We start from the raw sequence: 14,154 nt of genomic DNA, 5'->3' as shown, positions 1-14,154 counted from the left end.
CACGAAGGCCCCGGTCAGGGTACCGGAGTACACCCGCCGGGGCCTTCGCCGCGGAGAGAGGAGATCAGCGCGCGTAGTACTCGACGACCATCTGGACGTCACAGGTCACGGGGACCTCGGCGCGCTTGGGGCGCGCGACGAGCTGCGCCTTGAGCTGATCGAGCTCGACCGAGAGGTACGACGGGGTCGAGGCGAAGACGTCCGAGTTGCCCCCCTCGGCGGCGATCTGGAACGGCTCCATGGCCTGCGACTTGGGCTTGATCTGGATCGTCTGGCCCGGCTTCACGCGGAAGGAGGGACGGTCGACGACCTTGCCGTCGACGAGCACGTGACGGTGCCCGACGGCCTGGCGGGCCTGCAGCGTGGTGCGCGCGAAGCCCGAGCGCAGCACGAGGGCGTCCAGGCGCATCTCGAGCAGCTCGACCATGCTCTCGCCGGTCAGGCCGGGCTCCTTCCTGGCGTCCAGGTAGGCGCGGTGCATCTGCTTCTCGCGGAGTCCGTACTGCGCACGCAGACGCTGCTTCTCCTTGAGGCGCACGGCGTAGTCGGACTCGGTCCGGCGGCGGGCGCGGCCGTGCTCGCCCGGGGGGTACGGGCGCTTCTCGAAGTACTTGACCGACTTCGGGGTGAGCGGGAGCCCGAGGGCTCGGGACAGTCGCGCCTGGCGGCGCGCACGGGTGACGTTGGTCACGAGGTATACCTCTTGTTCGCGTGTGGTGAATCCAGTCGTGCAGCCGCGGATTCAGCGACCTACGTTACCGCAGGGATCCGGCCCGCTCAACGCTCTTCGTCCCCGGTGGGCCCGAAGTTCCTGTGGAGTCGCACACAACGGGCTCAGGCGCCGCCCCCGCTTCCGCTGCCGGTCCCGCCCTGCTCCGCACGCAGGATCCGGCGCAGCGCCTCGAGACGTCGACCGGTCTGCGCCTCGTTGCCATGGGTCTTGGGATGGTAGTAGTCCACCCCCACCAGGTCATCGGGCGGATACTGCTGGGCCACGACTCCGTGCGGGGCGTCGTGGGCGTAGCGGTACTCGGCGCCGTGGCCCAGAGATGTCGCCCCGGCGTAATGGGCATCGCGCAGCGCGGCGGGGACGCCGTTCCCCTTGCCGTCGCGCACGTCGGCGATCGCGGCGTCCAGTGCCCGGTAGGACGCATTGGACTTCGGGGCCGTGGCGATGTGGACCACGGCCTGCGCGAGCGGGATGCGGCCCTCCGGCATGCCGAGCATCTGCACCGACTGCATTGCGGCGACCGCGACCTGCAGCGCGCTCGGATCGGCCATGCCCACCTCCTCGCTCGCCGCGATCACCACGCGCCGGGCGATGAACCGCGGGTCCTCCCCGGACTCGATCATCCGGGCCAGGTAGTGCAGGGAGGCGTCGACGTCGCTGCCTCGCATCGACTTGATGAAGGCGCTGGTGACGTCATAGTGCTGGTCCCCGCCGCGGTCATAGCGCAGCGCGGCGCGATTGACCGCCTGCGCCAGCGTGGCGGCGTCGATCTCCGCCCGCTCCTTCATCAGCGCGGCCGCCGCCGCGGCCTCGAGCGAGGTGAGGATCTTGCGGGCGTCTCCCCCGCCGAGCCGCAGCAGGGCCTCGCGCGCCTCCTCGGTGAGGGTGACCGCTCCGTCGAGTCCGCGCTCGTCGTCCAGGGCGCGGTCCACCAGGTTGTCGAGGTCCGCCCGCTCCAGCGGCTCCAGGGTCAGCACGATCGACCGCGACAGCAGCGGGGAGATCACCGAGAAGTACGGGTTCTCCGTGGTCGCGGCGATGAGCGTCACCCAGCGGTTCTCGACGCTGGGCAGCAGCGCGTCCTGCTGGGACTTCGAGAAGCGGTGGACCTCGTCGACGAACAGCACGGTCTCGCGGCCGACGGTGCGCAGCCTCGAGCGGGCCTGGTCGACCACCTCGCGGATGTCCTTGACGCCGGCGAGGACCGCCGAGACCTCCACGAACTCGCGGTCACCGGATTGCGCGACCACATAGGCCAGGGTCGTCTTGCCGGTGCCGGGCGGGCCCCACAGGATCACCGAGCTGGGCGCCGTGCGGGAGTCGTCGGCGGCGACCAGACGGCGCAGCGGGCTGCCGGGTTCGAGCGCCGCCTGCTGGCCGACGATCTCCTCGAGGCTGCGAGGGCGCATCCGCACCGCCAGCGGCGCCCGGTGATCGACGTTGCGATCGGACAGGGTGCGCGGGGCGGGCGCGTCGCCGCCGAGCGAGAACAGGTCCTCCTCCATCCCTTCAGCCTAAGCCGCGGCGGGGACGGATCATGCCCGGCCCCTCACCGGAAGGGGCCCACCTCACGGGCCAGCCGTCCCGGCCAGGAGGGACCCTCGTAGATCATCGCGGTGTATCCCTGGACAAGATCGGCGCCGGCCTCGAGGCGGGCGCGCACGTCATCACCGGTCGTGACCCCGCCGCAGCTGATGATCGAGGCGTGACCCGGCAGCTCGCGGCGCAGCAGCTGGAGCACCTCGAGGGAGCGCTCGGCGAGCACCGGGCCGGACAGGCCCCCGGCTCCGATCCTCTGCAGGCGGGAGCGCTCCGCGCGCAGCGACGCGGGCCGCGCGGTGGTCGTGTTCGTGGCGATCACTCCCGAGAGCCCCACCTCGGCGACCAGACGGGCGACGGCACGGACGTCCTCGTCGTGGAGATCGGGGGCGATCTTGACCAGCACCGGCAGCTCGCGGCGCAGCCGTCGGCGCGCCTGCTCGGCCTCGTCGAGAACTGCCTCCAGCACCGGGCGGAGCATGTCGACGGTCTGCAGGTCGCGCAGGCCCGGGGTGTTGGGGCTGGAGACGTTGATGGCGAGATAGGTGGCGTACGGCGCCAGCAGGCGGGCGGAGAAGCGGTAGTCCTCGGCGGCGTCCTCGAGCGCGGTCACCTTGGACTTGCCGATGTTCACCCCGATCGCCGCACGCTGGCCGCGTTCCGTGCGGCGTGCCCGGGCGAGGGACTTCGCGAGTGCCCGGGCGCCGTGGTTGTTGAAGCCCATCCGGTTGATCAGCGACCGGTCCGTGATCAGACGGAAGGAGCGCGGTCGTGGATTGCCGGGCTGCGCCTTGGCGGTCACGGTGCCCACCTCGACGTGCCCGAAACCGAGATCCAGCAGGGCCAGCGGCACCTCGCCGTCCTTGTCGAAGCCGGCCGCGAGCCCCAGCGGGGTGCGGTGCTCGGCGCCGAGCACCTCGCGCGCAGGACGGGCATCGTGCATCGGGTCCGGGGTGGCGAAGGCGGCGCGCAGCAGACGCGGCCCGCAGGGCAGCGCATGCGCGAGGCGCAGGGCGCCCACGGTCAACCGGTGCGCCTGCTCCGCGTCCAGCCGGCTGAGGACGTGCCGGAACAGCGCCGCGTAGGGTCCGCGTCGGGAGGTGTCGTTCGTGGTCACGGGGACACCGTACGCGGTCAGCGGGAGCTCGCCCGGTCCCTTGGTCCCTGGTGGTGCTTCCAGCGGGCCCGGAGAATGTACGTCAGGGCCACCACCGGCAGCAGCAGCGGCACGTAGCCGTACCCCTCCCCGAACCCGGACCACACCGTGTCGTCGGTGAACAGGGCGGCGTCGAACACGCTCAGCATCCCCACCACGAGCACGCCGACCAGTTCGATCAGGCACAGAGCCAGAGCCAGCGGCGAGCGGCGTCCGCGGCGCACGAGCACCGCTGTCACGGCGATGTACGTCAGCGCCGCCAGGAGGGAGAAGACGTAGGCGACGGGGGCGAAGGAGAAGTCCCTCAGGATCTGGACCAGGCTGCGTGCGGTCGCCGAGAGCGCGAAGATCCCGTAGACGATGATCAGCACGACCTCGAACCCTCGGGAACGAGCAGCGGTCTCGGTCATGCGAAGCCTCCCGGCCAGATCTGGGTCAGGCGCATCAGCAGCACCAGGGACACGAGGGCGACCACGGCGATCACGAGGCTCCCCCAGCGACTGCGCTCCCAGAGCCCGACCCAGCCGCCCCCGACGGTCATGACCAGAGCGGTGAGCAGATAGCCGTAGAGCGTCACCCGGTCGCCCGGATGCCCGCCGCCGAGGTCCCGCAGGCCCAGGGCGGCGCCCAGCACCGCCCACACCAGGGCCGCCAGCGCACAGGCACCGAGGAGAACGAGATCGGCCGTGAGGTCGCGCACCGCGTAGTAGAGCCCCAGCAGCGCGGTCAGCAGGCACACGATCGACACCAGGATGCTCAGGGCCAGCATCGACCTGCCTGTTCTTCTCGGGGTGGGGCACAGGGCGCGGACGAGTGTCCGGACCGCCCCTACGATAGAACCATGCCCATCGTTTCTGTTGCTGACACCGCTCTGCGCGACGTCGACGCCGACGTCCTCATCCTCCCTCTGCTCCCCGGGAGCGACAGCGCCCCCTCCACCGTGCCCGGCTCCGCCGAGATCTCCGAGGCCATCACCCATCTGGAGGCCTCCGCCGCCCGCGGCGACGTCCATCGCATCCCATCCTTCGGCCTGACCGGCGCCCGGTCCCTGCTGCTGGTGGGCGTCGGTGAGGAGGATCTCTCCGCGGTCACCGCCGAGAACCTCCGTCTCGCCTTCGGTGCCGCCACCCGGAGCCTGGCCGGCGTCGGCTCCGCCGCGCTCGCCGTGCCCGGGGGATCCGCCGAGCAGCGGGCCGCCGCCCTCGAGGGGGCCGCCCTGGGCGCCTACGCCTTCACCGCACACAAGACCGGCTCCGGCGCCTCCGCCCCGAAGCCCGCCCTGGGGTCCCTGACCCTGCTCGGTGGGGACGGGGCGGACAGCGCGGCGGCCGAGCGCGCCGGCGCGCTCTCGGAGATCGTCGACATCACCCGCGACCTGGTCAACACTCCGCCGAACCTCCTGTACCCGTCCGAGTTCGCCCGGCGTGCCGAGGAGCTGGCGGCTGACCTCCCGCTGACCGTGACCGTCCTCGACGAGGAGCAGCTGGCCGCGGGTGGCTACGGCGGGATCGTCGGCGTCGGCCAGGGTTCCACCCGTCCGCCGCGCCTGGTGCGCCTGGAGTACGCCCCCGAGACCGCCCGCAGCTCCGTGGCGCTGGTGGGCAAGGGCATCACCTTCGACACCGGCGGCATCTCGCTCAAGCCCGCCCCGGGCATGGACGACATGACCTCCGACATGACCGGCGCCGCCACCGTGCTCGCCGCCACCCTCGGTGCCGCGAAACTGGGTCTGGACGTGAAGGTCACCACCTTCCTGGCGCTGGCCGAGAACATGCCCGGCGGTGGCGCCCAGCGCCCCGGCGACGTGGTCACCATGCGCAACGGGAAGACCGTCGAGGTGCTCAACACCGACGCCGAGGGTCGCATGGTCATGGCCGACGCCCTCGTCGACGCCGTGACGGACGCACCCGACCTGGTGATGGACGTGGCCACACTGACCGGAGCCGCCGTGGTGGCGCTGGGCAAGCGCACCGCCGGGGTGATGGGCACCGAGCTGGGCCGGGACACCGTCATGGAGGCCGCGGGGGTCACCGGCGAGCCCTTCTGGCCGCTGCCCTTCCCCGCCGAGCTGCGCGCCGACCTGACCGGACGGGTGGCGGACCTGAGCAACATCGGCGAGCGTCCCGGCGGCGCCCTCACGGCCGGCATCTTCCTGCAGGAGTTCGTCGGGCAGACGCAGTGGGCGCACCTGGACATCGCGGGTCCCGGCTTCGCCTCCTCACCGCTGGGCTACATGGGCAAGGGCGCGACCGGGATGAGCGTGCGCACCGTGCTGCAGGTCCTCGAGGCCCGCGCCGGGACCGCCGGCGAGTGATCCTCGCCGCGGATCACCGCTGAGCATCTGGCTGAGCGGGCCGGACGGTGCCGCCCGGTGCCCTAGCATGGGACACGCAGGCGGCGCCGTCGGCATCCGAGCCGACTCGTGCCGCACAGACACGTACACACCGAGGAGCACACAGGTGGCGGATACAACCACTGACCAGTTCGACGTCGTGATCCTGGGCGGTGGCAGCGGCGGCTATGCGGCCGCGCTGCGCGGAGCCCAGCTCGGCCAGAAGATCGCCCTCGTGGAGAAGGACCAGCTCGGCGGCACCTGCCTGCACCGCGGCTGCGTCCCGACGAAGGCGCTGCTGCACGTCGGCGAGCTCGCCGACGCCCCCGCCGAGGCCTCCGAGGTGGGTCTCGACCTCACGCTCAACGCGGTCGACGTCGACAAGATGCTGGGCTTCAAGGACAAGATCGTCAGCCGACTGCACAAGGGCCTTCAGGGCCTGGTGAAGTCTCGCAAGGTCGAGTACGTCGAGGGCTTCGGCCGCCTCACCGGCCCCAAGACGATCTCCGTGGAGTCCGAGGGCGGCACCCGCGAGCTGACCGCCGAGAACATCATCCTCGCCTCCGGGTCCTACTCGAAGACCCTGCCCGGCATCGACCTCGGCGGGCGCTTCCTCGACTCCGAGGCCGCCCTGCAGCTGCCCGAGGTCCCCAAGAACCCGATCATCCTCGGCGGCGGCGTCATCGGCGTCGAGTTCGCCTCGGTGTGGAAGTCCCTCGGTGCCGAGTCGGTCACCATCGTCGAGGGCCTGCCCCACCTGGTCGCCAACGAGGACGAGTCGATCTCCAAGGCGCTCGAGCGCGCGTACAAGAAGCGCGGCATCACCTTCTCGCTGGGCATCTTCACCGAGAAGGCCGAGCAGGACGACGACGGCGTGAAGGTCACCCTCGCCGACGGCACCGTCTTCGAGGGCGACTACCTGCTGGTGGCCGTCGGCCGCGGCCCCGCGACCGCGGACCTCGGCTACGAGCAGCAGGGCATCGAGATGGACCGCGGTTTCGTGCTCGCGAACAAGGAGACCCTCGAGACCAGCGCGCCGGGCATCTACGCCGTCGGCGACATCGTCCCGGGCCTGCAGCTCGCCCATCGCGGGTTCCAGCAGGGAATCTTCGTCGCCGAGCGCATCGGCGGCCAGAACCCCGCCCCGATCATCGAATCCGGGATCCCGCGCATCACCTACTGCGAGCCGCAGGTCGGATCCGTGGGCCTGAGCGAGAAGCAGGCCAAGGAACAGCTGGGCGAGGACGCCGTGGAGTCCTACGAGTACAACCTCGGCGGCAACGGCAAGTCCCAGATCCTCGGCACCACCGGCTTCATCAAGCTGGTCCGCGAGAAGGGCGGCGCCATCGTCGGCGTGCACATGATCGGTTCGCGGATCTCCGAGCTCATGGGCGAGGCCCAGCTCATCGTCAACTGGGAGGCGCACCCCGAGGACGTCGCCTCCCTCATCCACGGCCACCCGTCGCAGCACGAGGCGGTGGGCGAGGCGGCCCTCGCCCTCGCCGGCAAGCCGCTGCACGCCCACGCCTGAGCCCGTCCAGGAGGAGAGAACCCCCATGTCTGAAACCGTCAAGATGCCTGCTCTCGGTGAGTCCGTCACCGAGGGCACCGTCACCCGCTGGCTGAAGGCCGTCGGCGACACCGTCGAGGTCGACGAGCCGCTGCTCGAGGTCTCGACCGACAAGGTCGACACCGAGATCCCCTCGCCCGTCGCGGGCACCATCGAGAAGATCCTGGTCGAGGAGGACGACGACGCCGAGGTGGGCGCCGATCTCGTCGTCATCGGCGACGGCTCCGGCTCCTCCGACGCCGGCTCCGACGACTCCGGTGCGACCGCAGAGCAGGAAGCGCCCGCCGCCCCGGAGGGCGAGGACCTCGCCTCCGACGAGACCACCGCTCCCTCCACCGAGGAGGAGACCCCCGCCGGTGAGCCGGAGCCGGAGGAGCCGGCCCCGTCCTCGGGCAGCTCGGGCGCGGCCTCCGGCCAGGAGGTCGCCATGCCGGCGCTCGGTGAGTCCGTCACCGAGGGCACCGTCACCCGCTGGCTGAAGGCCGTCGGCGACAGCGTCGAGGTCGACGAGCCGCTGCTCGAGGTCTCGACCGACAAGGTCGACACCGAGATCCCCTCGCCCGTCGCGGGTACGGTGCTCGAGATCCGGGTCGAGGAGGACGCGGACGCCGAGGTCGGCTCCGTGCTGGCCATCGTCGGCGATTCCTCCGGTGCCGCGGCTCCGTCCGCCGAGCCCTCGGCTCCCGCCCCGCAGGCCGAGGAGCCCGCGAAGGAGGAGCCGAAGGCCGAGGAGAAGCCCTCGGAGAAGCCTGCTGAGCAGCCGAAGACCGAGGCCCCGAAGGCTCCGGAGCAGAAGACGCAGGAGCCTTCCGCTCCCGCCGCCGCTCCGGCTCCCCAGGCCGCCGACTCCGTGACCGGCGCCGAGGCCTCCGGTTATGTCACCCCGCTGGTGCGGAAGATGGCCGCCGAGGCGGGCGTCGACCTGTCCACGGTCTCCGGCACCGGGCTCGGTGGCCGCATCCGCAAGCAGGACGTGCAGCAGGCGATCGACGCGCAGTCGTCGGCGGCCCCCGCTCCCGCGGCCTCGGGCACCCCTGCGGCCGCAGCTCCGGCCGCGGCCTCCGTGGAGGTCTCCCCGCTGCGCGGCACCGAGGAGAAGATGAGCCGCATCCGCAAGGTCACGGCCAAGCGGATGATGGAGTCCCTGCACGGGCAGGCGCAGCTGACCACCGCGGTCGAGGTCGACATGACCCGGGTCGCGAAGCTGCGGGGGAAGGCCAAGGATGCCTTCGCCCAGCGCGAGGATGCCAAGCTCACGTTCCTGCCGTTCATCATGCAGGCCGCGGTCGAGGGTCTGAAGACCTACCCGAAGATCAACGCCTCGATCGACGAGGACACGATCAAGTACGCCGCCTCCGAGAACATCGGCATGGCGGCGGACACCGAGCGCGGCCTGGTCGTGCCGGTGATCAAGAACTCGGGCGATCTGAACCTGGCGGGTCTGGCCCGCCAGATCGGCGATCTCGGCGCGCGGGCGAAGAGCAACAAGCTCACGCCCGACGACCTCCAGGGCGCGACCTTCACGATCACCAACACCGGCTCGGGCGGTGCCCTGTGGGACACCCCCATCGTGCCGAGCCCCCAGGTCGGCATCCTCGGCTGCGGCACCATCGTGAAGCGCCCCGCGGTCGTGCAGAACGCGGAGGGCGACGACTCCATCGCGATCCGCTCGATGATGTACCTGTTCCTCTCCTACGACCACCGCCTCGTCGATGGCGGCGATGCGGCGCGCTTCCTCACCTTCATGAAGAAGCGGCTCGAGGAGGGCGCGTTCGAGGCGGAACTCGGCTTGTGAGCCCGAGGGCCTGTGAGCCTGCGTCTCTGACCTGACCCGGGAGGGCCGGCACCGATCCGTTCGGTGCCGGCCCTCTCCGCGTGCCGGCCGGTTCAGGCAGCGTCCGGGGAGCTCACCGTGCGGGTGGTGGTGACGAGCCACTGTGCGCCGTCCCAGCGCAGGGTGAGCTCGAGGACCGCGGGCTCGCTCGCGGCGACGGTGCGGACGGTGCCGTCGGCCTCCTCGATCTCGTACTCCTCACGGGAAGAGGTCACCTCCAGCACGGCGAGACCCTCCTCGTCCGGGCCCCCACGCAGTCGCGCCTCGTGGATGACCGGGCCGCCGCCGGTCACGGTCGATCCCTGGTAGGCCTGGCGCACCTGCTGATCGGACGACAGGGCCGGGGTGCCGGGAGCCGCGGCGGGCCGGGACGAGAGCCCGGTGACGTAGGCGTGGCGGGCACCGGCCAGCTCGGCGGCCAGCGCCCACGGCTCGGTGATCTCCGGCGCCCCCTCTCGGGTGGGCGAGGCGGCCGCCGGTGGTGTCTTCGGGTGCTCGTGGCCCGGGGAGAGCACCAGCCAGGTCCCGGTGCCGAGGAGCACACCGAGGGACAGCACGGCCGCGGCGGTCAGTGCCGTGGTGCGTCGCAGGCCGCGCTGGGCGACCACCTCCCGCATCGAGGTCATCAGGCCGGGCACCGCTGGCCGGGGGCCGGCAGGATGTTCGGGGCGGGAGCGGGTCGGGCGAGGGGCCGGCAGCGGCGTGGCCGAGGAGGATGCGCTCGCCACGTGCGTCGGGCCCTCGAGCTCTTTCTCGGTCCGCGGCTCGGCCTCGTGGACCCGGCGCCGCAGCGTGCGCTCCTCGTCGTGGAGGACCGAGTCGACCCAGTGCCGATCGGCTCGCCGGTCCGCGAGCGCCTGGCCGGGGCGGAGCCCACCGAGGTCGAGCAGGACCACGCTGCCGTCGGCCCGCATCCCCAGTCCCTCCCCCGGTGGCGCCCCGAGCACCCAGTCCCGCTCGTGGAGCGCGTCGACGAGGGCGTCGAGGTCGTCGCGGGCGCGTCCCAGGGCCGCCCTCTCGGCCGTCGCGGGCGAGGGGTTCCCGGCGGCGCGTCGACCCCTGCGGTGTCCGAGCGGGTGGGCGGATTCGCGCACGTACCCGTCGTCCTCGAGCGTCAGCACCGTCGGGGCCGCGGCGAGCCCTGCGACCTCGAGGGAGGCCAGCAGGTGCATCTCGGCCCGGAGGGCCTCCTGCCCGTCTGCGGACCCGGCGCTCACGCGCACCCCGAGCTGCCCCGAGGAACCGACCAGCTCCTCGTGCCGGTCCTCGTCCCGGCGCAGCGGGATCGTCGGGCCGCCGGGGCGCTCCGGCCGTCCGTCCGCGGGCAGGGGCCCCTGCGTGAAGCGCGCCTCGTCGAAGTCCTCCATGGGGGCAGTGAACCCCACCGGGAAGCATCCCCTGGTGGTCATCCACAACGTCCAGGTGAGAGCGGGAGTAGCCTGGGCCCGTGCTCGATGTGATCCGTCTCGGTTTCAGCGAACCCCTCCCCGGTGGCGACCGGCACGAGGAGTTCGCGCTGCCCCCGGGGCCGGTCGACTACCGCGCCGCCTGGGCGCTGCAGCGCGCGCTCCATGCCGAGGTCGCGGCCGGGACCCGTCCCGACACACTGCTGCTGCTCGAGCACCGGCCCGTCTACACCGCCGGCAAGCTCACCACCGAGGAGGAACGGCCGCGGGACGGCGCCGAGGTGGTCGACATCGACCGCGGCGGCAAGATCACCTGGCACGGCCCGCAGCAGTTGGTCGGCTATCCGCTGATCAAGCTCCCGATCCCCATCGACGTCGTCGGCTTCGTGAGGGAGCTCGAGCACTCGCTCATCGAGGTGTGTGCCGAGATGGGTGTCCCGACCGTCCCGATCGAGGGCCGCAGCGGGGTGTGGGTGGCCCCGGAGGCGGAGGAGGCCCGCAAGGTGTGCGCTATCGGGCTGCGCGTCTCGAAGCGGGCCACCATGCACGGCTTCGCCCTGAACTGCGCCAACGATCTGTCCTGGGCGCAGAACGTGATCCCTTGCGGGATCGACGACGCCGGCGTGACCAGCCTCACCCAGGAGGCCGGGCGGCGCATCGCCGTGGCCGACGTGGTCGACGTCGCCGCCGAGGCCCTGACCGAGCTGGTGGCGCACCGCACCTCCGCGGTGTCCTGAACGCCCGGATCCGGCCCGGCTCGATAGACTTCCCGAAACGTCGAACGTAGGAGGCATGAGGGTGAGCATCGCTCCCGAAGGCCGGCGCATGCTGCGCGTCGAGGCACGCAACGCCGAGGTGCCCATCGAGCGCAAGCCGGAGTGGATCAAGACCCGCGCCGTGATGGGCCCCGAGTACAGCGCGATGAAGAAGCGCGTGCACGGCCAGGGCCTCCACACCGTCTGCGAGGAAGCCGGCTGCCCGAACATCTTCGAGTGCTGGGAGGATCGCGAGGCCACCTTTCTCATCGGGGGCGACACCTGCACCCGACGCTGCGACTTCTGTGCCATCGCCACCGGCAAGCCGATGGCGCTGGACCCCATGGAGCCCTTCAAGGTCGCCCAGAACGTCCAGGAGATGGGGCTGCGCTACTCCACGATCACAGGAGTGGCGCGGGACGACCTGCCCGACGGTGCCGCCTGGCTGTTCGCCGAGACCTGCCGACAGATCCGTGCGCTCAACCCCGGGACCGGCGTGGAGCTGCTCATCGACGACATCAAGGGCGACGGCTCCGCGCTCCACCAGGTCTTCGAGGCCGGCCCCGAGGTGTTCGCCCACAACCTGGAGACAGTCCCGCGGATCTTCAGGCAGATCCGACCCGCGTTCCGCTACGAGCGGTCCCTGGACGTGATCTCCCTGGGCAAGGACGCCGGCATGATCACCAAGTCCAACCTGATCCTGGGCATGGGTGAGACCACCGACGAGATCCTCGAGTCGCTGCAGCAGCTGCGGGACGCGGGCTGCGACATCATCACGATCACGCAGTACCTGCGCCCCTCGAAGCGTCACCACCCGATCGATCGCTGGGTCAAGCCCGAAGAGTTCGTGGCGCTGTCCCAGGCTGCGGAGGAGATGGGGTTCCTGGCGACGATGGCCGGTCCGATGGTCCGCTCCTCCTACCGCGCCGGAAAGCTGTGGGCGCAGGTGATGCGCAAGCTCGACCGCGAGATCCCCGAGAACCTCCGTCATCTGGATCAGGACCAGCCCGCCCGTCAGGAAGCCGCGAGCGTCGTCGCCCGCGCGAATCAGCCCGCCGCGAGCTGACGCCAGCCCGCCCCCGAGAGGACCCCACCCCCTATGGCCCGCAAGAGCGAGAGCAAGCCCACCCAGGGCGCTGCGAAGGACACGGCGAAGAAGCCGGGACGCTTCAAGCAGATGATCGAGGTGTTCAAGTACACCCAGGAGGTCGATCGCACCACGCTGCCGTGGATGATCGGCGCGCTGATCGCCGCGATCATCGTCGGCGTCGCGGTGAGCTGGCTGGTGCTGAACAGCCCCTGGTACGGCATCTTCATGGGCCTGGCCGTCGGCGTGCTCGCCGCCATGCTGATCCTGGCCCGCAAGGCCGAGCGCGCCGCGTTCAGCCGCATCAAGGGGCAGTCCGGCGCCGCTCTGGCGGCGATGCAGTCGATCCGCCGCGGCTGGGACGTGGCCGAGGAGCCCGTCCAGATCGATCCGCGCAGCCAGAAGATGCTCTTCCGCGCCTCCGGCCGAGCAGGGATCGCGGTGGTCGCCGAGGATTCCTCCGCCATCTCCATGAAGCTGCTGGAGAAGGAACGTCGCAACATCCGTCGCGTCCTCCAGCACGACAATGTGCCGGTCCACCAGATCGTCGTCGGCGACGGCGACGGCGAGATCCCGCTGCACAAGCTGCCCAGCCACATGACGCGCATGAAGAAGACCCTCACCAAGGACGAGTCGGCCCAGGTGAGCAAGCGCCTGGTGGCCCTGCACCGCTCGATCCGTCAGTCCGTGCCCAAGGGCGTGGACCCGATGCGCGCGCGACCCAACCGCAAGGCGATGCGCGGCCGCTGAGCCGCCTGCCCCGCAGAAAGCCCCCATCCGGCCGTCAAGGCCGGGTGGGGGCTTCGTGGTTTCCGGGGTGGCACCGGGGTGGCACGGCGCGGGATGCGTCAGAGGTGATGCAGCAGACGACACGGGGTCCGGTGCAGCCGTTCCACCGATCCGTTCCGGTGGTGGGGCACATCAATGGAACCAGTCGGCGCGTCGAGATCCGAGATGGGCAGCGCCCGATCGACATGAGACCCCGTTATCATTCTGTTATCTTCGTGACCTTATCGTGACATTCGGGATCGCAGCAGGTCACGGCGCCATGTAGGAGGTGGAGAAGTCCTCCGCCGTCCGTCGTCAGGAGGCGGAGGGGCATGCGCGGGGGTGCGCGCGGAGGTGGGAGCGGACGTGGGCCGGCGGCGTCAGACGCGGACGGCGGCGGTGCCGGCGGCGGCGTCGTGCAGCGGCTGGGCGTCCTTGGTCCAGACCATGGCCGGCAGCAGCAGGAGCATCGCCCCCGTGCGCACCAGGGCCCGCAGGATCATCGGAGTGCGCCCGCGCACGGGGAGCACCCTCACGCGCAGCACGAACTGTCCGGGGGTCGCGCCGAAAAAGCTCAGGAACAGCAGGTTCACCGCGACGAAGAGGAGCAGGTTCGCCAGCGCGCCGCTGTCGAAGACCAGAGCGGAGACGAGCATGCACAGCCCCCAGTCCAGCAGCAGCGAGAGGGGCCGGCGCCAGAAGGGCGCGACCGCGCCGGGGCCGCTCGCAGGCAGGCCCAGCGAGGAGCCCCTGACGTAGTCCGGCGAGCTCGGGGCGCCGTCCATCCACGCGCCCAGTTCCTTGCGATCGATCACGACGCCGAGCATATCGAGGAGATCTGGGAGCCGTGGGCGCGAGGCGGACCCCGGACACACAGCGCCTAAGCTTGTCCCCAGCCGAGTACGGGCCGGAACAGCATCCGCCCGGAGCTCGAGACGGTGAACGCCCCCCGGGGACAACCAGACAGGCGCGCCCCA

At 71.3% G+C, this 14,154-nt stretch carries 13 protein-coding genes; 6 read left to right on the top strand and 7 right to left on the bottom strand.

Annotated elements, in window-relative coordinates:
• Positions 1 to 64 precede the first annotated feature (64 nt).
• From rpsD to JOF43_RS21330, 5 genes are all read right to left on the bottom strand, one after another.
• The gene (gene rpsD / locus JOF43_RS21350) at positions 65 to 691 is read right to left on the bottom strand and encodes a 30S ribosomal protein S4 (protein WP_209905147.1); all 627 of its coding nucleotides are present in this window, start codon (positions 689 to 691) and stop codon (positions 65 to 67) included.
• 143 nt (positions 692 to 834) lie between these two features.
• Entirely contained in the window at positions 835 to 2,235 is a 1,401-nt protein-coding gene (locus JOF43_RS21345; RefSeq protein WP_209905146.1) for a replication-associated recombination protein A, read from the bottom strand.
• A 44-nt stretch (positions 2,236 to 2,279) separates the two neighbouring features.
• Positions 2,280 to 3,386: a quinone-dependent dihydroorotate dehydrogenase gene (locus JOF43_RS21340; protein WP_209905145.1), complete on the bottom strand. Its 1,107-nt coding sequence runs from the start codon at positions 3,384 to 3,386 to the stop codon at positions 2,280 to 2,282.
• A 17-nt stretch (positions 3,387 to 3,403) separates the two neighbouring features.
• Positions 3,404 to 3,835 carry a hypothetical protein gene (locus JOF43_RS21335; protein ID WP_209905144.1) on the bottom strand — a complete coding sequence of 144 codons (432 nt, stop codon included), beginning with the start codon at positions 3,833 to 3,835 and terminating at the stop codon, positions 3,404 to 3,406.
• Entirely contained in the window at positions 3,832 to 4,194 is a 363-nt protein-coding gene (locus JOF43_RS21330) for a hypothetical protein (protein ID WP_209905143.1), read from the bottom strand. Before JOF43_RS21330 ends, JOF43_RS21335 begins: the two co-directional genes overlap by 4 nt.
• Positions 4,195 to 4,266: 72 nt before the next feature.
• Here JOF43_RS21330 and JOF43_RS21325 point away from each other — a divergent pair, with 72 nt between their 5' ends.
• The 3 genes from JOF43_RS21325 to sucB all read left to right on the top strand — a co-directional run bounded on the left by JOF43_RS21325 (position 4,267) and on the right by sucB (position 9,122).
• Positions 4,267 to 5,739 (top strand): leucyl aminopeptidase, encoded by a 1,473-nt coding sequence (locus JOF43_RS21325; RefSeq protein ID WP_209905142.1) that lies wholly within the window; start codon positions 4,267 to 4,269, stop codon positions 5,737 to 5,739.
• A gap of 145 nt (positions 5,740 to 5,884) precedes the next feature.
• On the top strand, positions 5,885 to 7,288 hold the full coding sequence (gene lpdA / locus JOF43_RS21320; RefSeq protein ID WP_209905141.1) for a dihydrolipoyl dehydrogenase: 1,404 nt from the start codon (positions 5,885 to 5,887) through the stop codon (positions 7,286 to 7,288).
• Positions 7,289 to 7,313: 25 nt separating this feature from the next.
• Positions 7,314 to 9,122, top strand: coding sequence for a 2-oxoglutarate dehydrogenase, E2 component, dihydrolipoamide succinyltransferase (gene sucB, locus JOF43_RS21315; protein WP_209905140.1), 1,809 nt, complete (start codon positions 7,314 to 7,316; stop codon positions 9,120 to 9,122).
• Positions 9,123 to 9,214: 92 nt separating this feature from the next.
• On the opposite strand, the gene JOF43_RS21310 is transcribed toward sucB, so the two are convergent.
• On the bottom strand, positions 9,215 to 10,528 hold the full coding sequence (locus tag JOF43_RS21310; protein WP_209905139.1) for a hypothetical protein: 1,314 nt from the start codon (positions 10,526 to 10,528) through the stop codon (positions 9,215 to 9,217).
• A gap of 80 nt (positions 10,529 to 10,608) precedes the next feature.
• On the opposite strand from JOF43_RS21310, the gene lipB reads away from it, so the two are divergent.
• The 3 genes from lipB to JOF43_RS21295 all read left to right on the top strand — a co-directional run bounded on the left by lipB (position 10,609) and on the right by JOF43_RS21295 (position 13,159).
• Complete coding sequence (lipB, locus tag JOF43_RS21305) at positions 10,609 to 11,304, top strand: lipoyl(octanoyl) transferase LipB (protein WP_209905138.1); 696 nt, start codon at positions 10,609 to 10,611, stop codon at positions 11,302 to 11,304.
• A gap of 61 nt (positions 11,305 to 11,365) precedes the next feature.
• Complete coding sequence (gene lipA, locus JOF43_RS21300; RefSeq protein WP_209905137.1) at positions 11,366 to 12,388, top strand: lipoyl synthase; 1,023 nt, start codon at positions 11,366 to 11,368, stop codon at positions 12,386 to 12,388.
• A gap of 33 nt (positions 12,389 to 12,421) precedes the next feature.
• Entirely contained in the window at positions 12,422 to 13,159 is a 738-nt protein-coding gene (locus JOF43_RS21295) for a DUF4191 domain-containing protein (RefSeq protein ID WP_209905136.1), read from the top strand.
• A gap of 398 nt (positions 13,160 to 13,557) precedes the next feature.
• Here JOF43_RS21295 and JOF43_RS21290 read toward each other — a convergent pair whose 3' ends face one another.
• Positions 13,558 to 13,992 carry an RDD family protein gene (locus JOF43_RS21290; RefSeq protein WP_209905135.1) on the bottom strand — a complete coding sequence of 145 codons (435 nt, stop codon included), beginning with the start codon at positions 13,990 to 13,992 and terminating at the stop codon, positions 13,558 to 13,560.
• Positions 13,993 to 14,154 lie beyond the last annotated feature (162 nt).

Origin of the sequence: Brachybacterium sacelli (assembly GCF_017876545.1) — a bacterium.
In the GTDB taxonomy this organism is placed as follows: domain Bacteria; phylum Actinomycetota; class Actinomycetes; order Actinomycetales; family Dermabacteraceae; genus Brachybacterium; species Brachybacterium sacelli.
This window is presented reverse-complemented; position numbering and strand designations above follow the sequence as displayed.

What these genes read in the sequence shown, in the direction of transcription:
- JOF43_RS21345 (WP_209905146.1), bottom strand. Translation starts at nt 2,235, where the DNA reads ATGGAGGAGGACCTGTTCTCGCTCGGCGGCGACGCGCCCGCCCCGCGC.
- JOF43_RS21310 (WP_209905139.1), bottom strand. Translation starts at nt 10,528, where the DNA reads ATGGAGGACTTCGACGAGGCGCGCTTCACGCAGGGGCCCCTGCCCGCG.
- JOF43_RS21330 (WP_209905143.1), bottom strand. Translation starts at nt 4,194, where the DNA reads ATGCTGGCCCTGAGCATCCTGGTGTCGATCGTGTGCCTGCTGACCGCG.
- sucB (WP_209905140.1), top strand. Translation starts at nt 7,314, where the DNA reads ATGTCTGAAACCGTCAAGATGCCTGCTCTCGGTGAGTCCGTCACCGAG.
- JOF43_RS21325 (WP_209905142.1), top strand. Translation starts at nt 4,267, where the DNA reads ATGCCCATCGTTTCTGTTGCTGACACCGCTCTGCGCGACGTCGACGCC.
- JOF43_RS21335 (WP_209905144.1), bottom strand. Translation starts at nt 3,835, where the DNA reads ATGACCGAGACCGCTGCTCGTTCCCGAGGGTTCGAGGTCGTGCTGATC.
- JOF43_RS21295 (WP_209905136.1), top strand. Translation starts at nt 12,422, where the DNA reads ATGGCCCGCAAGAGCGAGAGCAAGCCCACCCAGGGCGCTGCGAAGGAC.